Consider the following 19,001-nt stretch of genomic DNA (forward strand, 5'->3'; position numbering starts at 1 on the left):
TGGATCTGCCCCTGGGTATGATGGCCCGCACCCAAGATGAGCACCAGCGACCTCTCCTCCCACACGCCGATGATGCAGCAGTATCACGGCCTCAAAGCGGACTTCCCCAGCACCCTGCTGTTCTACCGCATGGGGGATTTCTACGAGCTGTTCTATGCCGACGCCGAAAAGGCGGCGCGGCTGCTGGACATCACGCTGACGCGGCGCGGCAATTCGGCCGGCGAGCCGGTGGTGATGGCCGGCGTTCCCTTCCACTCGGTCGAGACCTACCTGGCGCGCCTGATCAAGCTGGGGGAGTCGGTTGCCATCTGCGAGCAGGTGGGCGACGTCGCCACCTCCAAGGGCCCGGTGGAGCGCAAGGTGGTGCGCGTCGTCACCCCCGGCACCCTGACCGACAGCGAGCTGCTCAACGAAAAGTCCGAAGCCCTGCTGCTGGCCGTGCAGCAAGGCCCGCGCAACCGCTGCGGCCTGGCCTGGCTGAGCGTGACCCAGGGCGCCCTGCGCCTGGCCGAATGCGCCGGCGATGACGTCGAGACCTGGATCGCCCGCATCGCCCCCAGCGAACTGCTGTACAGCGCCGATGCCACACCGGCCTTCGAGCAGCGCCTGAAGGCCCAGCGCGCCGGCGCGGCCCTGACGGTGCGGCCGGCCTTCCAGTTCGACGCCGGCCTGGGCCAGCGCAAGCTGTGCGAGCAGTTGCAGGCCGCCAGCCTGGAGGCCTGGGGTGCAGAAGGCCTGCCGCAAGCCCATGCCGCCGCCGCCGCCCTGCTGGCCTATGCCGAACACACGCAGGGCCGGACCCTGCCCCACCTGCAGAACCTGCAGGTGCAGCGCGACGACGAGCTGATCGACCTGCCGCTGACCACGCGGCGCAACCTGGAGCTGGTGCAGACCCTGCGCGGTGAAGATTCGCCCACCCTGTTCTCCTTGCTCGACACCTGCATGACAGGCATGGGCAGCCGCATGCTCAAAAGCTGGCTGCTGGAGCCGCGCCGCGAGCGCAGCCAGGCCCAGCAGCGCCTCGCCTCCATCGCCCGCCTGCGCGAAGGCCTGTGGCAGACGCTGCGCGCCGAACTCAAGGGCGTGAGCGACGTGGAGCGCATCACGGCGCGCATCGCCCTGCGCCAGGTGCGTCCGCGCGAGCTGGTAGGCCTGTGCCAGTCGCTACAGAAATCAGAGCAACTCAGGGCCATTCTGCGCGGCCTGGAGGCCGATTTCGCTTCGATTTCGGCCGATCTGGCCGCGCCGCCCGATGGCGCCGGCCTGCTGGGCCGCGCCATCAAGGACGAGCCCGCCGCCCTGGTGCGCGACGGCGGCGTGATCGCCGGCGGCTTCGACGCCGACCTGGACGAGTTGCGCGCCATCCAGGACAACTGCGACGGCTTCCTGCTGGAGCTGGAGCTGCGCGAGAAGGCCCGCAGCGGCATCGCCAACCTCAAGGTGCAGTTCAACCGCGTGCACGGCTTCTACATCGAGGTCAGCCAGGGCCAGTTGGACAAGGTGCCCGAGGACTACCGGCGCCGCCAGACCCTGAAGAACGCCGAGCGCTTCATCACGCCCGAACTCAAGGCCTTCGAAGACAAGGCCTTGTCGGCGCAGGAGCGGGCGCTGGCCAGAGAAAAGTATTTGTACGAGCAGGTGCTGGACCAGTTGCAGCCCCATGTGCCGGCCCTGACGCGGCTGGCGCGCGCCCTGGCCTCGCTGGACGCCCTGTGCGCCCTGGCCGAACGCTCGTTGACTCTGGGATGGGACCGGCCGACCTTCATGAAGGAACCGGGCATCGAGATCACGCAGGGCCGCCATCCGGTGGTGGAAGCGCGGCTGGCCGAGACCAGCGGCGGCGCCTTCATCGCCAACGACACACGCCTGGGCCCCAAGCAGCGCATGCAGGTCATCACCGGCCCCAACATGGGCGGCAAGTCGACCTATATGCGCCAGGTGGCCATCATCAGCCTGCTGGCGGCCATGGGCTCGTATGTGCCGGCTGCGGCCTGCCGCCTGGGGCCCATGGATGCCATCCACACCCGCATCGGCGCGGCCGATGACCTGGCCAACGCCCAGTCGACCTTCATGCTGGAGATGACCGAGGGCGCGCAGATCCTGCACGCCGCCACGGCGCAGTCCCTGGTGCTGATGGACGAGATCGGCCGCGGCACCTCGACCTTCGATGGCCTGGCTCTTGCATCAGGCATTGCCGCCCACCTGCACGACAAGACCCAGGCCTTCACCTTGTTTGCCACCCACTACTTCGAGCTGACCGAATTCCCGGCCAGGCACCACGCGGCGCTGAACGTGCACGTCAGCGCCGCCGAATCGGGCGCCGACATCGTGTTTTTGCACGAGATCCAGGCCGGCCCGGCCAGCCGCAGCTACGGCATCCAGGTGGCCCGCCTGGCCGGCATGCCGGTGGCGGTTGTCAACCACGCCCGCCATGCGCTGGAGGCACTGGAAGCCCAGCAAACCCTCAGCCGCGAGCAGGTCGACCTGTTTGCGCCGCCCCCTGAAGCAGCGGACACTGGGCCCAGCGCGGTGGAAGCCGCACTGAGCGCACTGAACCCCGACGCGCTCAGCCCGCGCGAAGCGCTGGACGCGCTGTATGCATTGAAGAAACTGGGAGAAAAGAAATGACCTACTGCGTCGGCATCAAACTCAACGCCGGCCTGGTGTTTTTGTCGGACTCGCGCACCAACGCTGGCGTCGACCACATCAGCACCTTCCGCAAGATGATCGTCTACGAGCGGCCCAACGACCGCTTCATGGTGCTGCTGTCGGCCGGCAACCTGAGCATCTCGCAGTCTGTGCGCGAGCTGCTGCAGGTGGAACAGTTGAAGGAAAGCGACGAGAGCGAGCCCATCACCATCTGGAACGCCAGGAGCATGTTCGATGCCGCCCGCGTGCTGGGCCAGACCGTGCGCCGGGTCTACGACCGCGATGCCGAATCGCTCAAGTACTCCGGCGTGGAGTTCAACGTCTCGCTGATCTTCGGCGGCCAGATCCGCGGCGAAGGCATGCGCCTGTTCCATGTGTACTCGGCCGGCAACTTCATCGAGGCCACGCCCGAGACGCCCTACTTCCAGATCGGCGAGTCCAAGTACGGCAAGCCGGTGCTGGACCGCGTCATCACACCCGACACGCCGCTGGACGAAGCCGCCAAGTGCGCCCTGGTGTCCATGGATTCGACCATGAAGTCCAACCTCTCGGTCGGCCCGCCGCTGGACCTGGTGGTCTATGAGGCCAACCGCTTCGCCTCCGACAAGATCGCCTGCGTGGACCACGACAACCCCTACTACCGCATGCTGCACGGCAGCTGGGGCCAGAAGCTGCGCGAGGTCTTCGACAGCCTGGAAGACCCTGTCTGGGACGACGCCCAGACCGACACGCCCCTGAAGGTCGAGGGCCGCAGCAAGACCCTCAAGAAGATCACCAAGCCGGACGAGCGGCTGATCTGATCTCTCTGTCATTGCGGGCTTGACCCTGGGTTTTGGACATCCCGCTGCGCACGCAGCCAGCTTTTGCTTGCCACTGTGGGCAGGAGAATGTAGAAGGGCACAAAGCCACTCATCCCCTGGAGAAGCAATGAAGCAATACGGTGCAGAGTTTCTTGGAACCTTCTGGCTGGTCCTCGGCGGCTGCGGAAGCGCGGTGCTTGCAGCCGCTTTCCCCGACGTGGGCATCGGCCTGCACGGCGTTTCGCTGGCCTTCGGCCTGACCGTGCTCACCATGGCTTTCGCCATCGGCCACATCTCGGGCTGCCATCTGAACCCTGCCGTCTCCATCGGCCTGTGGGCCGGCGGCCGCTTTCCCGCCAGCCAGCTCGTCCCTTACATCGTGGCCCAGGTGCTTGGCGGCATCGTGGCCGGCGGCGTGCTCTACGTCATCGCCAGCGGTGCGCCCGGCTTCGATGTGTCCAAAGGCTTTGCCTCCAACGGCTACGGCGCCCACTCCCCTGGCGGCTATTCATTGCTGGCGGCGCTGGTGACCGAAGTGGTCATGACCATGTTCTTCCTCCTGATCATCCTCGGCGCGACCGACAAGCGCGCGCCCGCAGGCTTTGCGCCCATCGCCATCGGCTTGGCCCTGACGCTGATTCACCTGATCAGCATCCCGGTGACCAACACCTCGGTCAACCCCGCGCGCAGCACGGGGGTCGCGCTCTTCGTCGGTGACTGGGCCGTCGCCCAGCTCTGGTTGTTCTGGCTCGCCCCCATCGCCGGCGCCTTGCTCGGGGCAGCGGCCTACCGCTTCATCGGCAGCGAAGAGGACTGAAGGCGCTGCGGCTTGGCCCGAACGGGGTAGTTGGCGGCCAGGGCATGGATCCCGGGTCAAGCCCGGGATGACAAGGGTGGTTGGCGCTCACCAAGCGACAATCCCCCCATGCCCCTGATCGTTTTTTCCCACGCCAACAGCTTCCCGGCTGCGACCTATGGCGTGCTGTTCAAGAGCCTGCGCGCGCGCGGCTTCACCGTCAAGGCGGTCGACAAGTTCGGCCACCATGCCGATTACCCCGTCACCAACAACTGGCCGCATCTGGTGCAGCAGCTGGCCGACTTCGCGCAGCGCGAGGTGGACAAGGCCGGTGAAGAGGCTTTCCTGGTCGGCCATTCGCTGGGTGGGTTCCTGAGCCTGATGTGCGCGGCGCGGCATCCGCAGCTGGCGCGCGGCGTGCTGTTGATCGACTCACCAGTACTGGGCGGCTGGAAGGCACGGGCCCTGGGCGCGGCCAAGACCACGCAGCTGGTGGGTTCCATTTCGCCGGGCCGCGTCAGCCGCCAGCGGCGCAACCGCTGGCCCAGCGCCGAGGCGGCGGTCGAACACTTTCGCCACAAGAAGGCTTTTGCCAACTGGGACGCGCAGGTGCTCAACGACTATGTCACGCATTGCACGCATGACGACGAGGACGGCCAGCGCGCGCTCAGCTTCGAGCGCGAGGTCGAGACCACGATCTACAACACTTTGCCCGACAACCTGGACCGCCTGCTCAAGCGCCACCCCTTGTTGTGCAAGGCGGCCTTCCTGGGCGGCACGCAGTCGGCCGAGATGCAGCAGGTGGGCATGGAGATGACGCGCAAGCTCACCGAGGGCCGCACCATGATGCTCGACGGCAGCCACCTGTTCCCCATGGAAAAGCCCCTGGCCACCGCGGCGGCCATCGAAGCAGCCCTCAACGGCTTCGACTTCGATCGCTAGCCGCGCGCCTCAGGCGTGCCAGTCGACCCAGCCGGTCCACCACGTCACCAGCACCAGGATGCCGAAGCCGATGCGGTACCAGGCAAAGGGCGTGAAGCTGTGGCTGGAGATGTAGCGCAGCAGCCAGCGCACGCAGACCCAGGCGCTGAGGAAAGAGAACAGCAGGCCCACGGCAAACACCGGCAGGTCGGCCAGCGACAGCAGAGCCCTCTCCTTGTACAGGCTGTAGGCGCCGGCGCCCACCAGGGTGGGCATGGCCAGGTAGAAGGAAAAATCCGTCGCCGTCTTGCGTGACAGGCCCAGCAGCATGCCGCCGATGATGGTGGCGCCGCTGCGGCTGGTGCCGGGGATCATGGCCAGGCACTGCACCAGGCCGACCTTGAGCGCGTCCTTCCAGTTCATGTCGTCGACATCGTGGACGGTGGCGGCGTCTTGCGGGCGCTTCTCGGCCCACAGGATGATGAAGCCGCCAAGGATGAAGGTGCTGGCCACCACCCAGGGCGTGAACAGGTGCTCCTTGATGAACTTGCCGAACAGCAAGCCCAGCACCACGGCCGGCAGGAAGGCGATCACCACGTTGACGGCAAATTTTTGCGCGCTGCGCTCGGTGGGCAGGCCCACCAGGGTGGCGCGGATCTTCTGCCAGTAGACGATGATGACGGCGAAGATGGCGCCGGTCTGGATGGCGATGTCGAAGACCTTGGCCTTGTCGTCGTCCAGACCCAGCAGGGCGCCCGCCAGGATCAGATGGCCGGTGCTGGAGATCGGCAGGAATTCCGTCAGCCCCTCCACCACCCCCATCACCGCGGCCTTGGCCAGCATCACGAGATCCACACGCGCTCCTTCAAAAGTGGCGTGATTCTGTCACGCCATGGGGGCCGGACCGACCGCCAACCGCTCCGGCCGGCCTGCATTTCGCGCCGCCAGGGCGCATTCCGTCGCAAAACGCTGTTGCAGCCCCGCGCCGGCCGGCACAGTCCGCTCCACACCCAAACCGGGAGCACACCATGCAACTGACCCCACTGATCGCCGTCCACATGAGCGCCGCCATCGGCGCCATCCTCACCGGGCCCATCGCCCTGTGGGCGCGCAAGAGCGCTAGCCAGCATCCCAAGCTGCACCGGGCCTTCGGCTATGCCTGGGTCACGCTGATGGTGGTCACCGCCGTCTCGGCCATGTTCATCCGCGACCGCAGCCTGCCCAATATCGGCGGCTACACGCCCATCCACATCCTGGTGCCCGTCACCCTGTTCGGCCTGTTTGGCGCCTTCTGGTTCCTGGCCCACGGCAATGTCAACGGCCACCGCAAGACCATGCAGAACCTGTACTTCGGCGCCTGCATCGTCGCCGGCGCCTTCACCCTGCTGCCGCGCCGCTACCTGGGCCAGCTGGTCTGGGGCCAGTGGCTGGGCCTGGTCTGAATTTCCTTCCTGTCCAACACTTCATCCGGAGCAACACCATGCTGATCCAACTGCTGACGCAGCATCCCGAAGCCATCGTGCAGGTTCTCAAGGGCACGCCCGGCTGGGTCTGGGGCCTGTTCACCGGCCTGCTGGCCCTGGGCCTGAACCAGCTGCGCGACGGCAGGGCCAGCCTGGTGCGCGTGACCCTCATGCCGGTGGCCATGACGGGCTTCTCGGCCTGGGGCACCTGGTCGGCCTTCAGCGCCTCGCCCAGCCTGGGCAGCTCGCTGCTGGCCTGGCTGGCCTGCGCCGCGGTGCTGGCCGCCCTGGTGGCCCCCACCCGCAGCCCCGCCACCTACGACGCCGCGACGCGCAGCTTCGCCACCCGCGGCAGCGTCGTTCCCCTGCTGCTGATCATGGGCATCTTCCTGACCAGGTACGTGGTCGGCGTGGAACTGGCCATGCAGCCGCAGCTGGCCCACGACGGCCAGTTCACCCTGGTCGTTGGCGCCCTGTACGGCGTCTTCAACGGCCTGTTCATCGGCCGCGCCGCCCGCCTCTGGCGCCAAGCCCTGCGGCCCGCCGCCGCGCCGCTGCAAGCCAGCGCCGCCTAAAGCCCTTTCTTTCCTGTCCCACCTCAAGGAGCAAGCCATGAATGCATCGCAACCCCTGCCCGACGCCGAACTCGAACGCATCGCCCGCAAACGCGCCGGCATGCGCATGGGCTGGATGATCCACGCCACCGTCTTCATCTGCGTGAACATGCTGCTGGCCGGCATCTCGCTGCTGGGCGGCCGCCACTGGGCCATCTACCCCTTCCTGGGCTGGGGCCTGGGCCTGGCGGTGCACGGCGCCGTGGTGCTGCTGGCCATGCCAGGCGGCGGCGGGCTGATGGACCGGCTGGTGAAACAGGAGCGCGAGCGGCTGGCCGCCCGCGACGCCTGGTGAGCGCCGTGCAGGCGCAGGCCCGGGCCTCGGCCCGTTGGGCATTCACACGTTGGGCCCTGGTCGCCGCCCTGGCCCTGCTGGCCGCGGCAGCGCAGGCCGGCACCGGCCTGACCGAGCTGGCCGGCCGCGAGGGCGATGGCCCGGTCACGGTCTTCTATCCCTCCAGCGCTCCCGACGCCGCCGTCAACCGCGGCCCCTTCAACTTCCGTCTCGCCGCCAACGGCGCGCCGCAGCGGGGCAATGGCAGGCTGGTGGTGCTGTCGCACGGCTCGGGCGGCGCGCCCTGGCCGCAGGCCGATCTGGCGCAGCAGCTGGTCGCGGCCGGCTTCGTGGTGGCCTTGCCCGAGCACCGCGGCGACAACTACCGCGACCACGGCATGGTCGGCCCCGCCAGTTGGAAGATCCGTCCCGCCGAGGTCTCGCGCGCCATCGACGCCGTGGCCGCGGACGCGCGCTTCGCGCCCCTGCTGGCGCTGGACAAGGTGGGCCTGTGGGGCATGTCGGCCGGCGGCCACACGGCGCTGACCGTCGCCGGTGGCCGCTGGTCACCGGCGAAATTGCGGGAGCACTGCGAGGCCCACCTCGATGACGACTTCCCCACCTGCGTCGGCTTGGCCACCCAGCTGCAAGGCAACTGGCTGGACGGACTGAAGAAGACCATTGCCCGCACCGTCATCCGCCACAAGCTGGACGACAGCCAGTGGTACAGCCACAGCGACCCGCGCATCCGCGCCGTGGTGGCCGAGGTGCCGTTTGCTGTGGACTTCGATCTGCAGTCGCTGGCGCAGCCGCGCGTGCCGCTGGGCATCGTGCAGGCCGGCCAGGACAAATGGCTGGCGGCGCGCTTTCACAGCGGCCCGGTTCTGCAGGCCTGCAAGAGCTGCGAGCTGGTGGCCGACCTGCCCACGGCCGGCCATGCCTCGCTGCTGTCACCGCAGATCCCGGGCCTGAGCGGCCTGGCGGCGCAACTGCTGACCGACCCGCCCGGCTTCGACCGTGTCCTGGTGGCGCCGGCCCACGCCCGCATCACGGCATTCTTCACCCGCCACCTGCTCCCCTAGAATTCCCCAGCATGCGCCGCCGCCACTCCAACCTGCCCCTGACCAATGAGGAACTCGATGCCCTGGCGCGCAAGCGCGCCGGCGCCAAGCTGGGCTGGTACATCCATGCCACCGTCTATGTGCTGGTGAACCTGTTCATCTTCAGCATCTCGCGCTATGGCTTCGGCACGCGGCCCTGGTCGATGGCACCGCTGCTGGGGTGGGGCCTGGGCCTGGCCTTCCACGGCATCTCGGTCTTCGTGCTGGGCTCGGGCAGCGGCCTGCGTGAGCGCATGGTGCAAAAGGAGCGCGAGCGCCTGCTGCGCCAGCGTGACGGCGCCGGCCCGCCGCCATGAAGACCGACTGGCTCGACAAGCTGCGCAACCTCTTGCAGGTGATGGCCTTTGCCCTGGTCATCGCCACCGTGCAGTACGCCTTTTTGCCCGACCGGCCCTACGGCCCGCCCGTCGTCTACTCGCTGCTGATCGGCACCCTTATCTGGGCCATCGTCGATCTGGGCCGTGAGCTGTTCCATTCCGACACCGGCTGGCCCCAGGGCTGGCAGGGCCTGGCGCTGGCGGTGGGCGGCATCGTCGGCGGCTACGTCGCAGGCACCTGGCTGGCCGACCGCATCTGCGTGCAGTTCGGCCTGTACCCGACGGGTGTCTACATCGACCGCGCCGCCGAGTGGCGCGCCTCGCTGCTGATCAGCCTGCTGGCCGGCATCAGCGGCATCTACTACTTCTACACCCGCGGCAAGAGCGCCTGGATGGAGCGCAAGATGGCCGAGACGGCGCAGCATGCCAACGAGGCGCGGCTCAAGCTGCTGGAAGCGCAGCTCGAGCCGCACATGCTGTTCAACACCCTGGCCAATCTGCGCGCGCTGATCGGCGCCGACCCGCAGCGCGCCCAGACCATGCTGGACCACATGATCGCCTACCTGCGCGCCACGCTGGGCGCCTCGCGCGCCACCACCCACACGCTGGCGGCGGAGTTCGAGCGCCTGCGCGACTACCTGGAGCTGATGGCCATCCGCATGGGCCCGCGCCTGGCCTTCACGCTGGAGCTGCCCGAGGCACTGGCCCAGCAGAGCGTGCCCACCCTGCTGCTGCAACCCCTGGTGGAAAACAGCATCCAGCACGGCCTGGAGCCCAAGGTCGAGGGCGGCAGCATCGCGGTGCGCGCCTGGCGCGATGGCGGCGATGTGGTGCTGCAGGTGAGCGACACCGGCGTGGGCCTTGCGCAAGCAGCGCGCCACGGCGGGGGCTTTGGCCTGGCCCAGGTGCGCGAGCGCCTGGAGACCCTGTACGGCCCCTCGGCCACTATCGAATTGCTAGCACTCCAGGCAGCAGGGACGGTGGCTACCATTCGATTCCCATCTCAAACATGAATCCAAGCGCCCTCATCGCCGAAGACGAGCCCCTGCTGGCCCAGGCGCTGGCGGCAGAGCTCACACGCGCCTGGCCGCAGCTGCAGCTTGTGGCCACGGTGGGCGACGGCGCTTCGGCCGTCACGCGCGCGCTGGAGTTGCGGCCCGACGTGCTGTTCTTCGACATCCGCATGCCGGGCCTCAGCGGCCTGGAGGCGGCGGCGGAGCTGGCCGACGCCTGGCCCGAGGGCGCGCCCTTTCCGGCCCTGGTCTTCGTCACCGCCTACGACCAGTACGCGGTCCAGGCCTTTGAGGCGCAGGCCGTGGACTATGTGCTCAAGCCGGTGCAGGCCACCCGCCTGGCCAAGACCGTGGCCAAGCTGCAGGATGTGCTGACCCGGCGAGGACAAGGAACGCAGACGGGCGCCGATGGCTTCGACACCACGCTGGCCCAGCTGCGCCATCTGCTGGGCGCCGGGCAAGTGCCGGCGGCGCAGCGCCTGAAGGTGATCCAGGCCAGCGTGGGCAGCGCCATCCGCATGGTGCCGATCGACGAGGTGCTGGCCTTCGAGGCCGCCGACAAGTACGTGCGCGTGCTCACCGCCGGCCACGAGTACCTGATCCGCACTCCGCTCAAGGAATTGCTGCCGCAACTCGATGACGCCGTCTTCTGGCAAGTGCACCGCGGCACGGTGGTGCGGGCCGAGGCCATCGACAGCGTGCTGCGCGACGAGGCTGGCAAGCTCTCACTGGCGCTGCGCGGCCACCCCGACAAACTTCCGGTCAGCCGGCTTTACGCCCACCTGTTCAAGCCGATGTGAGGACAGCCGGGCGCGCGAGCGGTCCAGCACCTCCTGCAGCTGGCCGAAGTCCACCGGCTTGACCAGATGGGCATCGAAGCCGGCCTCGGTGACGCGCCGCCGGTCCTCCTCGTTGCCGTAGCCGGTGACGGCGGCCACCAGCATGGTCAGGCCCAGCGCGCGCAGGCCGCGCTGCACCTCGTAGCCGCCCATGCCCGGCATGCCGATGTCCAGCAGCACCAGCTGCGGCGCGAACTGCGCGGCCAGGGCCAGGCCCTGCTCGCCAGCGTAGGCGGTGCGCACCGTGCAGTCCATCAGGCGCAGGATCTGCGCCAGGCTGTCGGCGGCGTCGCGGTTGTCGTCGATGATCAGGCAGCGCATCGCGCCGGCCACGTCCTCGTCCAGCTCCACCGTCTGCGCCTGCGGCAGGAAGAAGCTGAAGCTCGCGCCCTGGCCGGGCCCGTCGCTGTACGCCTCCAGCAGGCCGCCGTGCATCTCCACCAGCGAGCGCGCCAGTGTCAGGCCGATGCCCAACCCGCTTTCCTTGGCCGCCGCCTGGCCGTCGCCCTGCGAGAACAGCTCGAAGATCTGGCCGATGGCCTCGCTCGTCAGGCCGATGCCGTTGTCGCGCACCGTGGTCATCAGGCGGTTGCCATCGAGCTGCACGCCCAGGTCGATGCGGCCGCCCTCGGGCGTGAACTTGGCGGCGTTGACCAGCAGGTTCTGCAGCACCTGGGCCAGCCGGGTGGGGTCGGCCTCCAGCCAGATGTCGGCCGGCGGCAGGCTGGCCTCCAGCTGGTGGCGGCGCGCGTCCACCAGCGGGCGCACCGCCTCGATGGCGCGCGCCACCACCTGGCCGTACAGCACGCGCTCCTTGCGCAGGAGGATCTTGCCGGTGCTCATGCGGCCCACGTCCAGCAGGTCGTCCACCAGCCGCGTCATGTGCGACAGCTGCCGGTCGATCACGTCGCGGCTGTTGCGCAGCACCTGGCTGTGCATGGTCTCAAGCTGCATCACGGTGACGGCATTGCGGATGGGCGCCAGCGGGTTGCGCAGCTCGTGCGCCAGCATGGCCAGGAACTCGTTCATGCGCTGGCTGGAATCTTCCAGCGCCTCCAGGCGCCGGCGCTCGGTCATGTCGCGCGTGACCTTGGCGAAGCCGCGCAGCTTGCCGTCGGTGTCGCGCAGCGGCGAGATCACCACGTTGGCCCAGAACACCGAGCCGTCCTTGCGCACGCGCCAGCCTTCGCGCTCGGCGCGGCCCCGGCTCAGGGCCTCCTCGAGCTCGGACTGCGGCAGACCGGCAGCGGCGTCGCCTGCGCTGTAGAACAGGCTGAAGTGGCGGCCGATCACCTCGGCCGCGCTATAGCCCTTGATCTGCTGCGCCCCGGTGTTCCAGCTGCGGATGAAGCCGTCCGGGTCCAGCATGTAGATGGCGTAGTCCTGCACGCCCTCGACCAGCAGCCGGAAGCGTTGCTCGCTCTCGCGCAGCGCCTCCTCGTGCAGCCGGCGCTCGCTCAGGTCGCGCGTGACCTTGGCATAGCCGCTGAGGCTGCCGTCGGGCGCCAGCAAGGCGGTGATGACCACGTTGGCCCAGAAGCGGCTGCCGTCCTTGCGCAGGCGCCAGCCCTCGTCCTCGAAGCGGCCGTGCTCGCGGGCCCGGCGCAGTTCCTCGTCCGGCCAGCCCCTGGCCACAGCCTCCTCCTGGTAGAACATGGAGAAGTGGCGGCCGATGACCTCATCGGCGGTGTAGCCCTTGATGGCCTGGGCGCCCGCGTTCCAGGATTCGATGCGGCCCTGCGGGTCCAGCATGAAGATGCCGTAGTCGACGACGGCATCGACCAGCAGGCGAAAGCGGTCGCCTTCGCCGGAGGCTGGCTGGAAGGCACTGGCGGAAGGCATCAGGCCATGATAGCGGCGCATGGCCGCGCTGTGTTGCTGGGCGGCGATGGAGCGCGCCCATGGTCTATCCTGCGGTCTTGACCGCCGGGAAAGACCATGCACAACAACCGCCGCCGGGCCTTGCTGGCCGGCACCGCTTCCGCCCTTGCCCTGCCTGGCTGCAGCTGGTTTGCCGGCCCTGCTCCGACCGACCATCCCCACGCCGGCCACGGCGGCATGTACGAGAGGCTCAACGCACCGGGCCGCGTCGGCAAGCCGGAACTGGCCGAGGTGCAGGCCGTCTACGACAGCCCGGCCAAGCGCGTCAACCCGGCCGGCAAGTGGACCGAGCGCGCCCCCCTGCCTCTGCCGCGCAGCGAGATGGCCTGGGCCACGGCCTTGAACGGCCGCATGCACCTGGTGGGCGGCTACGGCGAGCAGCGCGTGGACCGCGCCTACCACCATGTCTATGACCCCCTGCGCAACGCCTGGCAGGACGCGGCGCCGCTGCCACTGGGCGCCAACCACGTGGGCGTGGCGGCCGAGGGCGACACGCTGTGGGCCATCGGCGGCTTCACTGAACAGAACCGCAAGCCCCACGCCGAATGCTTTGCCTGGTCGGCCCGTGAGGACCGCTGGCGCCGCATCGCGCCCCTGCCGCAGGCCTGCGGCTCGGTGGCCTGCGTGGTGCTTGACGGCAAGGTCCATGGCATCGGCGGCGCGATCGGCGACACCTTCGAGACCAAGAAGTCGGTGGACTGGCACCTGGTCTATGACCCCAGGGCCGACCGCTGGAGCCGCGCCACGCCCCTGCCCACGGCCCGCGACCACGTCGGCGCGGTGACGGCCCACGGCGTGGTCCACGTCATCGGCGGGCGGGTGGACAGCTTCCACACCAACAGCAACCTGCACCATGTCTACGAGCCGGCCAGCGGCAAGTGGGCGGCGCGCAACCCGCTGCCCACGGCGCGCTCGGGCCACGGCGCCTGCCTGGTCAAGGACCGTATCTACGTGATGGGCGGCGAGGGCACGAACCGCGTCTTCGGCCAGAACGAGGCCTACGTCATCGCCAGCGACAGCTGGGAGCAATGGGCGCCCATGCCCACGGCCCGCCACGGCCTGGGCGCGGCCGCCATAGCCAACACCATCTATGTGGCCGGCGGCGGCGCGGTGATGGGCGGCGGCATCCAGAGCGCGGTCCACGAGGCTTTCATAATTCCCTAGTTCAGACCCGTCCCGCAGCATTTGTGGGCGGCGTCCTACAGCACAGGCGGTGGGCCAGATGTCTACTGCTTCCATGGTTTTGCACACCACCCCCGCCCACGATGCACATGCAGTGCACAAGCTGGCCTACGCCCTGGCGTACGCGGTGCTGATGGTGGCGGGCACGGCCTTGCTGATCATGGCTTTCTCGCGCCCCGACGGCCTCCAGATGCTGGGGCCCGACGGCCAGAGCATCACCGCCGCCGAGGTGGTGATGCAGAGCGCTGCAGAACGTGCCCTGGTGTCGCCCACGGCGGCAGTGCTGGCAGCCACCACCGAACTGAACGAAAGGCGTGTCCCGTAACCCACAAGAGCAACGACACGCTTTCACACGGAAATCACCCCGACTCCTCTGAGTCCCCTCCTCCTCCGGGGTGAGCTGGTCCGGCCCTCCGTCCCGCGACTGGCATATTGCCCCCAGGCCTCAAAAGCCTGGGGGCCTTTTTTTGTGCGTGTGAAGGCACGGGGTCAGGACTGTCCTACCGGCGCTGGGGCCCATTGAGGGCATGCCAAAAAACCCAGTGGCCCAAGATGGGCAGCATGGGCCGCAAAGACAACACCAACCACGATCCCGAGGACAAGCGGCTCTATGCGCGCGCCCTCAAGCGCGGCCACAGCGGCCAAGGCACGGAAAGCATCCGACCCTACCTGCGGGCCCAGCTGCGCATGCTGGACCTGCTGCGCCCCACCTTCCCGCCCGCGCCCGAGGAAGACAGCGCCGACACGGCGCCCATCTGAAACCACACACTGCATAAAAAAACCCCCGGGCGCCATGCGCTTCGGGGGCAGCTTGGAGAACCTGCTGGCGCCTTGCGATGCACCAGCGGGCCAATTCAACCTGTGGCTTACCTGCGGTGACCGTTGCCGTGCCCGTGGCCATGGCCCTTCCCATGACCCTTCCCATGACCATGCCCGCCGCCATAGTGGCTGACGCCGGCGCGCCAGTAGACCGGCGGCGCGTAGTAGGCCGTGGGGTAGACCACCGGCGGCACATACAAGATCGGTGGCGGCACGTAGTTGGGCACGGCTTGCACGTAGTAATTGGGCTGGTAGACCGGCGCTGCGTAGACCGGAGCGTTGGTGGCGCCGAAGACGACGCCCGGCGCGGCATGGACGCCGACCGACCAGCTGACGCCGCCGCCGGCGTGGGCGGCCGTGCCGGCGAGCAGGGCGGCCAGGGCCACCGCGCCGGCTGCCGCTGCCTTGAGAAGCAGGGAAAGGCTGTACTGCATTGTTTTTCTCCTGGTGTGGCGGCGGGCCATGGGCCCGCCTTGACTTCATTTAACGCCGCCGGAGGGGAAAGGACTACCGCATGCACAGTCAAAGCCGTTGCCAGAAGTAACCCCGGCGCCCCACCTCAGGGAAGACCCACCCCTAAAATGGGCTATATGACCTCTGCTTCTGACAAAGAACCGCTTAAACCCAGCAATTTTCTGCGCCAGGCCATCGAACGCGACCTGGAGCAGGGCACGTACGCCCAGCGCCACTGGTCCGGCCAGCCGGCCGACGGCGCCACCCAGCTGCAAGGCCCGCTGGATGCGGCGAAGATCCGCACCCGCTTCCCGCCCGAACCCAACGGCTACCTGCACGTGGGCCATGCCAAGAGCATTTGCCTGAACTTCGGCCTGGCGGCCGACTACGGCGGTGTCTGCCACCTGCGCTTTGACGACACCAACCCGGAAAAAGAAGACACGGAGTACGTCAACAGCATCATCGACTCGGTGCGCTGGCTGGGCTTTGACTGGACGCAGCCGGGCAACGACAAGCCCTACCAGGCCAGCGACTACTTCGGCTTCATGTACCGCGCCGCCGAATACCTGGTGGAGGCCGGCCTGGCCTATGTGGACGAACAGAGCCCCGAGGAAATGCGCGCCAACCGCGGCGACTTCGGCAAGCCGGGCACGGACAGCCCCTTCCGCGCCCGCAGCATCGACGAAAACCTGAACCGCTTGCGCGCCATGAAGGACGGCCAGATGGCCGACGGCGCCGCCGTGCTGCGCGCGAAGATCGACATGGCGCACCCCAACATCAACATGCGCGACCCGGCGCTGTACCGCATCCGCCGCGCCACCCACCACAACACCGGCGACCAGTGGTGCATCTACCCGATGTACACCTTTGCGCACCCCATCGAGGACGCGCTGGAGAACATCACCCACAGCTTTTGCACGCTGGAGTTCGAGGACCAGCGGCCCTTCTACGACTGGCTGCTGGACAAGCTGGCCGAGGGCGGCCTGATCAGCCAGCCGCACCCGCGCCAGTATGAATTTGCGCGCCTGAATCTGACCTATGTGATCACCAGCAAGCGCAAGCTCAAGCAGCTGGTCGACCAGGGCCATGTCAGCGGCTGGGACGACCCGCGCATGCCGACCCTGGTGGGCATGCGCCGGCGCGGCTACACGGCCGCAGCCATCCGCCTGTTCAACGACCGCAACGGCGTGACCAAGAGCGACGGCTGGATCGACTACAGCGTACTGGACATCGCCCTGCGTGACGACCTGGACCCCAAGGCGCCGCGCGCCATGGCGGTGCTGGACCCGGTCAAGCTGGTGATCACCAACTGGGACGAACTGCATGGCGCCGGCACGCTCGATGCGTGCAGTGCCCCCGTGCATCCGCACCATCCCGAGCTGGGCAAGCGCGAGTTCCAGTTCGGCAAGGAACTGTGGATCGAAACCACCGACTACGAAGAAGTTCCGCCCAAGGGCTACAACCGCTTGTACCCCGGCAACAAGGTGCGCCTGAAGTACGGCCACGTGATCGAGTGCACCGGCGCCAGCAAAGACGCCAACGGCAAGGTGACCGAGGTGCACGCCAGCCTGATCCCCGACACCAAGAGCGGCACCCCCGGCGCCGACGCCATCAAGGTCAAGGGCGTGATCACCTGGGTGGGCGCCAGCGACGCGGTGCAGGCCGAAGTGCGCCTGTACGACCGCCTGTTTGCGGTGGCGCAGCCGGACACGGGCGACAAGGACTTTCTGGAAGAACTCAATCCGGACAGCTTGAAGATCGTCACCGCCTATGTGGAGCCGTCATTGGCTGCTGCGAAGGGCGACGACAAGTTCCAGTTCGAGCGGCACGGGTACTTTGTGGCGGATCGGGTGGACCACGTTGAAGGCAAGCCCGTGTTCAACAGAGTGGCGGGGATGAAGGATGGTTGGGGGAAGTAGAGAAAAAGCTTCTCATGCGCGCCAAGCCAAGGATTCAACGCACATGATCGAGCAAGACGCATCCACCCTCTCCTCCCTCCTCCACTCCCGCGCCCTCTGCTGCCGGGAGGTGATGCAGGCCTATCTCGCCCGCATCCACAGTCTCAACCCGCACTACAACGCCATCGTCAACCTGGCGCCTGACGACCAGCTCCTGGCCCAAGCAGACCAGTGCGACAAGGAACTCGCGGCAGGCCACAGCCGCGGCTGGCTGCACGGCATTCCCGTTGCCATCAAGGATGCGGCGGACGCGGTGGGCTTTCCGTCGACCAAGGGCTGCACACTGCTGGCGCGCAACATGCCGGTGCGCGATAGCCTGATGACGGCGCGCATGAAGGCGGTGGGCTGCATCGTCATTGGCAAGACCAACCTGCCCGAGCTGGGCCTGGGCTCGCACACTTTCAACAATCTGTTCGGCGCCACGCGCAATGCATGGGACGACTCGGTGTCTGCCGGTGGCAGCAGCGGCGGCGCGGCCGTGGCCCTGGCGCAGCGCATGCTGCCGCTGGCCGATGGCTCGGACTTCATGGGCTCGCTGCGCAACCCTGCGGGCTGGAACCACGTGTTCGGCATGCGCCCCACCCAGGGCCGCGTGCCGCTGGGCCCGGGCCCCGATGTGTGGACCGACCAACTGGGCACGGAAGGCCCGATGGCGCGCAGCGTGCGCGACCTGGGCCGCCTGCTGGCCACGCAGGCCGGGCACGATGCACGCCTGCCCTTGTCGCTGCAGTCCACGCTGGACTGGTCGCATGAAGAAGACATCGATCCCGCCGTCACTCTCAAAGGATTGAAGATCGGCTGGCTGGGCGACCTCGATGGCTACCTGGCGATGGACGAGGGCGTGCTCGATGTCTGCCGCGGCGCGCTGGGCCACATGGAGGCAGCGGGCGCCGTGGTGCAGGACATTGCCCTGGGCACGGACCCGGCCGCACTGTGGGACTGCTGGCTCACCTGGCGCCGTGCCCTGGTGGGGCCGCGTGTCGATGCGCTGATCCAGCTGCCCAGCGCGCGCGAGGCGATCAAGCCCGAGGCGCTGTGGGAGTACGACCAGTCGCTGTCGCTCACTTTCATGGACTTCATGCGTGCCAGCCAGGCGCGCACGCGCTACTACCAGCACATGCGCGAGCTGCTCTCGCAGTGGGATGTGGTGGCCATTCCCTCGGCCCAGGTCTGGCCCTTTGCGATCGAGCAGCGCTGGCCGCAGCAGATCGCCGGCCGGCCCATGGACACCTACCACCGCTGGATGGAAGCCACCCTCTACGCCACGCTGGCCGGCCTGCCCGCCATCAGCGTGCCGGCGGGCTTCCACGCCAACGGCCGCTGGCCCATGGGCTTGCAGCTGATCGCCGCCCACAGCGCCGATGCCCTGCTGCTGCGCGTGGCCGGGGCGTATGAGAAGTTGCGCGAAGACTTCATCGCGCTGGCGCCGACCTGAGCCTGCGCCACACCCGTGGCGCTTCACTTTTCATAGCGCCACAGGTCCATTGGCCGGGGGCTAGCGGCCGATTCCTCTCTCAAAAGCGCCCTGGGGTGCCGCACCAGCCGTTTAGAGGCAACTACTTGCCCATCTTCCCCTGCAGCACCTTCACCAAATGCTCCTTGGCTTCGGCCAGTTGGGCCTTGTCGGTGTCGTGCACCTTGCGAAAGAACGCTGCGCATTCGGGCGAGCCCGCGGCTTCGGCGTCCTTGATGTACTGGTCGTAGGCCAGCAGGGCCTGGGCCTTGTTCTGCATCAGCGTGATCCAGTCGTAGGCCAGGTCGCTCAAGGGATGGGGGTCGGAAGATTTTTCTTGCATGGCAGGTCCTTGGGTTGGGGTTGTGCCACCGTAGGCCCAAACGCTTGCCAACAGTGTCAGCCGGCGCCGACACGTTGCGCCATCAGCCGGGCTTGACTGCCGCCC

The 19,001-nt window shown here is 68.0% G+C and carries 20 protein-coding genes; 16 read left to right on the top strand and 4 right to left on the bottom strand.

Annotated elements, in window-relative coordinates:
* Window positions 1–36 precede the first annotated feature (36 nt).
* The 4 genes from mutS (at window position 37) to Q0632_RS00430 (ending at window position 5,187) form a co-directional block, all read left to right on the top strand.
* The gene (gene mutS / locus Q0632_RS00415) at window positions 37–2,628 is read left to right on the top strand and encodes a DNA mismatch repair protein MutS (protein ID WP_298923201.1); all 2,592 of its coding nucleotides are present in this window, start codon (window positions 37–39) and stop codon (window positions 2,626–2,628) included.
* On the top strand, window positions 2,625–3,449 hold the full coding sequence (locus Q0632_RS00420; RefSeq protein WP_298923203.1) for a proteasome-type protease: 825 nt from the start codon (window positions 2,625–2,627) through the stop codon (window positions 3,447–3,449). The genes mutS and Q0632_RS00420 overlap by 4 nt, the downstream gene beginning before the upstream one ends.
* Window positions 3,450–3,576: 127 nt before the next feature.
* Complete coding sequence (gene aqpZ / locus Q0632_RS00425) at window positions 3,577–4,266, top strand: aquaporin Z (RefSeq protein WP_298923205.1); 690 nt, start codon at window positions 3,577–3,579, stop codon at window positions 4,264–4,266.
* Between the two features lie 108 nt (window positions 4,267–4,374).
* Window positions 4,375–5,187, top strand: a complete 813-nt coding sequence (locus Q0632_RS00430) for an alpha/beta hydrolase (RefSeq protein WP_298923207.1) — start codon at window positions 4,375–4,377, stop codon at window positions 5,185–5,187.
* Between the two features lie 9 nt (window positions 5,188–5,196).
* Here Q0632_RS00430 and Q0632_RS00435 read toward each other — a convergent pair whose 3' ends face one another.
* Window positions 5,197–6,021: an undecaprenyl-diphosphate phosphatase gene (locus tag Q0632_RS00435; RefSeq protein WP_298923209.1), complete on the bottom strand. Its 825-nt coding sequence runs from the start codon at window positions 6,019–6,021 to the stop codon at window positions 5,197–5,199.
* Window positions 6,022–6,194: 173 nt separating this feature from the next.
* Here Q0632_RS00435 and Q0632_RS00440 point away from each other — a divergent pair, with 173 nt between their 5' ends.
* The 7 genes from Q0632_RS00440 to Q0632_RS00470 are packed head-to-tail and all read left to right on the top strand — an operon-like array spanning window position 6,195 to window position 10,768.
* Window positions 6,195–6,608, top strand: coding sequence for a DUF2306 domain-containing protein (locus tag Q0632_RS00440; RefSeq protein WP_298923211.1), 414 nt, complete (start codon window positions 6,195–6,197; stop codon window positions 6,606–6,608).
* Window positions 6,609–6,646: 38 nt separating this feature from the next.
* Entirely contained in the window at window positions 6,647–7,204 is a 558-nt protein-coding gene (locus Q0632_RS00445; protein ID WP_298923213.1) for a DUF6622 family protein, read from the top strand.
* A gap of 37 nt (window positions 7,205–7,241) precedes the next feature.
* Window positions 7,242–7,538 (top strand): 2TM domain-containing protein, encoded by a 297-nt coding sequence (locus Q0632_RS00450; protein ID WP_298923215.1) that lies wholly within the window; start codon window positions 7,242–7,244, stop codon window positions 7,536–7,538.
* 5 nt (window positions 7,539–7,543) lie between these two features.
* A complete protein-coding gene (locus Q0632_RS00455; RefSeq protein WP_298923876.1) occupies window positions 7,544–8,599 on the top strand; it encodes a dienelactone hydrolase in 1,056 nt (351 codons plus the stop codon).
* An 11-nt stretch (window positions 8,600–8,610) separates the two neighbouring features.
* On the top strand, window positions 8,611–8,934 hold the full coding sequence (locus Q0632_RS00460) for a 2TM domain-containing protein (protein ID WP_298923217.1): 324 nt from the start codon (window positions 8,611–8,613) through the stop codon (window positions 8,932–8,934).
* Window positions 8,931–9,968 (top strand): sensor histidine kinase, encoded by a 1,038-nt coding sequence (locus tag Q0632_RS00465; RefSeq protein WP_298923219.1) that lies wholly within the window; start codon window positions 8,931–8,933, stop codon window positions 9,966–9,968. The genes Q0632_RS00460 and Q0632_RS00465 overlap by 4 nt, the downstream gene beginning before the upstream one ends.
* A complete protein-coding gene (locus tag Q0632_RS00470; RefSeq protein ID WP_298923221.1) occupies window positions 9,965–10,768 on the top strand; it encodes a LytTR family DNA-binding domain-containing protein in 804 nt (267 codons plus the stop codon). Before Q0632_RS00465 ends, Q0632_RS00470 begins: the two co-directional genes overlap by 4 nt.
* Here the strand turns inward: Q0632_RS00470 and Q0632_RS00475 are convergent.
* Window positions 10,694–12,649, bottom strand: a complete 1,956-nt coding sequence (locus tag Q0632_RS00475; RefSeq protein ID WP_298923223.1) for a PAS domain S-box protein — start codon at window positions 12,647–12,649, stop codon at window positions 10,694–10,696. The genes Q0632_RS00470 and Q0632_RS00475 overlap by 75 nt on opposite strands.
* Window positions 12,650–12,745: 96 nt before the next feature.
* Between Q0632_RS00475 and Q0632_RS00480 the strand changes: the two genes are divergently transcribed.
* From Q0632_RS00480 to Q0632_RS00490, 3 genes are all read left to right on the top strand, one after another.
* On the top strand, window positions 12,746–13,852 hold the full coding sequence (locus tag Q0632_RS00480) for a kelch repeat-containing protein (RefSeq protein ID WP_298923226.1): 1,107 nt from the start codon (window positions 12,746–12,748) through the stop codon (window positions 13,850–13,852).
* A gap of 73 nt (window positions 13,853–13,925) precedes the next feature.
* Window positions 13,926–14,195: a hypothetical protein gene (locus Q0632_RS00485; RefSeq protein ID WP_298923228.1), complete on the top strand. Its 270-nt coding sequence runs from the start codon at window positions 13,926–13,928 to the stop codon at window positions 14,193–14,195.
* A 236-nt stretch (window positions 14,196–14,431) separates the two neighbouring features.
* Complete coding sequence (locus Q0632_RS00490) at window positions 14,432–14,629, top strand: hypothetical protein (RefSeq protein ID WP_298923230.1); 198 nt, start codon at window positions 14,432–14,434, stop codon at window positions 14,627–14,629.
* A 107-nt stretch (window positions 14,630–14,736) separates the two neighbouring features.
* Here Q0632_RS00490 and Q0632_RS00495 read toward each other — a convergent pair whose 3' ends face one another.
* Window positions 14,737–15,123, bottom strand: a complete 387-nt coding sequence (locus tag Q0632_RS00495) for a hypothetical protein (protein WP_298923232.1) — start codon at window positions 15,121–15,123, stop codon at window positions 14,737–14,739.
* Between the two features lie 156 nt (window positions 15,124–15,279).
* Here Q0632_RS00495 and Q0632_RS00500 point away from each other — a divergent pair, with 156 nt between their 5' ends.
* Both Q0632_RS00500 and Q0632_RS00505 read left to right on the top strand, forming a co-directional pair.
* Entirely contained in the window at window positions 15,280–17,061 is a 1,782-nt protein-coding gene (locus Q0632_RS00500) for a glutamine--tRNA ligase/YqeY domain fusion protein (protein ID WP_298923234.1), read from the top strand.
* On the top strand, window positions 17,045–18,535 hold the full coding sequence (locus tag Q0632_RS00505; protein WP_298923236.1) for an amidase: 1,491 nt from the start codon (window positions 17,045–17,047) through the stop codon (window positions 18,533–18,535). The genes Q0632_RS00500 and Q0632_RS00505 overlap by 17 nt, the downstream gene beginning before the upstream one ends.
* Window positions 18,536–18,656: 121 nt before the next feature.
* Here Q0632_RS00505 and Q0632_RS00510 read toward each other — a convergent pair whose 3' ends face one another.
* Window positions 18,657–18,896, bottom strand: a complete 240-nt coding sequence (locus Q0632_RS00510; protein ID WP_298923240.1) for a hypothetical protein — start codon at window positions 18,894–18,896, stop codon at window positions 18,657–18,659.
* Window positions 18,897–19,001 lie beyond the last annotated feature (105 nt).

Source organism: uncultured Ramlibacter sp. (assembly GCF_936925435.1).
Classification (GTDB): Bacteria; Pseudomonadota; Gammaproteobacteria; order Burkholderiales; family Burkholderiaceae_C; genus Ramlibacter.

Excerpts from the sequence above, each read along its gene's own strand:
- mutS (WP_298923201.1), top strand. The coding sequence starts at position 37 with ATGAGCACCAGCGACCTCTCCTCCCACACGCCGATGATGCAGCAGTAT.
- Q0632_RS00420 (WP_298923203.1), top strand. The coding sequence starts at position 2,625 with ATGACCTACTGCGTCGGCATCAAACTCAACGCCGGCCTGGTGTTTTTG.
- aqpZ (WP_298923205.1), top strand. The coding sequence starts at position 3,577 with ATGAAGCAATACGGTGCAGAGTTTCTTGGAACCTTCTGGCTGGTCCTC.
- Q0632_RS00430 (WP_298923207.1), top strand. The coding sequence starts at position 4,375 with ATGCCCCTGATCGTTTTTTCCCACGCCAACAGCTTCCCGGCTGCGACC.
- Q0632_RS00440 (WP_298923211.1), top strand. The coding sequence starts at position 6,195 with ATGCAACTGACCCCACTGATCGCCGTCCACATGAGCGCCGCCATCGGC.
- Q0632_RS00445 (WP_298923213.1), top strand. The coding sequence starts at position 6,647 with ATGCTGATCCAACTGCTGACGCAGCATCCCGAAGCCATCGTGCAGGTT.
- Q0632_RS00450 (WP_298923215.1), top strand. The coding sequence starts at position 7,242 with ATGAATGCATCGCAACCCCTGCCCGACGCCGAACTCGAACGCATCGCC.
- Q0632_RS00460 (WP_298923217.1), top strand. The coding sequence starts at position 8,611 with ATGCGCCGCCGCCACTCCAACCTGCCCCTGACCAATGAGGAACTCGAT.
- Q0632_RS00465 (WP_298923219.1), top strand. The coding sequence starts at position 8,931 with ATGAAGACCGACTGGCTCGACAAGCTGCGCAACCTCTTGCAGGTGATG.
- Q0632_RS00470 (WP_298923221.1), top strand. The coding sequence starts at position 9,965 with ATGAATCCAAGCGCCCTCATCGCCGAAGACGAGCCCCTGCTGGCCCAG.
- Q0632_RS00475 (WP_298923223.1), bottom strand. The coding sequence starts at position 12,649 with ATGCCTTCCGCCAGTGCCTTCCAGCCAGCCTCCGGCGAAGGCGACCGC.
- Q0632_RS00480 (WP_298923226.1), top strand. The coding sequence starts at position 12,746 with ATGCACAACAACCGCCGCCGGGCCTTGCTGGCCGGCACCGCTTCCGCC.
- Q0632_RS00485 (WP_298923228.1), top strand. The coding sequence starts at position 13,926 with ATGGTTTTGCACACCACCCCCGCCCACGATGCACATGCAGTGCACAAG.
- Q0632_RS00490 (WP_298923230.1), top strand. The coding sequence starts at position 14,432 with ATGGGCCGCAAAGACAACACCAACCACGATCCCGAGGACAAGCGGCTC.
- Q0632_RS00495 (WP_298923232.1), bottom strand. The coding sequence starts at position 15,123 with ATGCAGTACAGCCTTTCCCTGCTTCTCAAGGCAGCGGCAGCCGGCGCG.
- Q0632_RS00500 (WP_298923234.1), top strand. The coding sequence starts at position 15,280 with ATGACCTCTGCTTCTGACAAAGAACCGCTTAAACCCAGCAATTTTCTG.
- Q0632_RS00505 (WP_298923236.1), top strand. The coding sequence starts at position 17,045 with ATGGTTGGGGGAAGTAGAGAAAAAGCTTCTCATGCGCGCCAAGCCAAG.
- Q0632_RS00510 (WP_298923240.1), bottom strand. The coding sequence starts at position 18,896 with ATGCAAGAAAAATCTTCCGACCCCCATCCCTTGAGCGACCTGGCCTAC.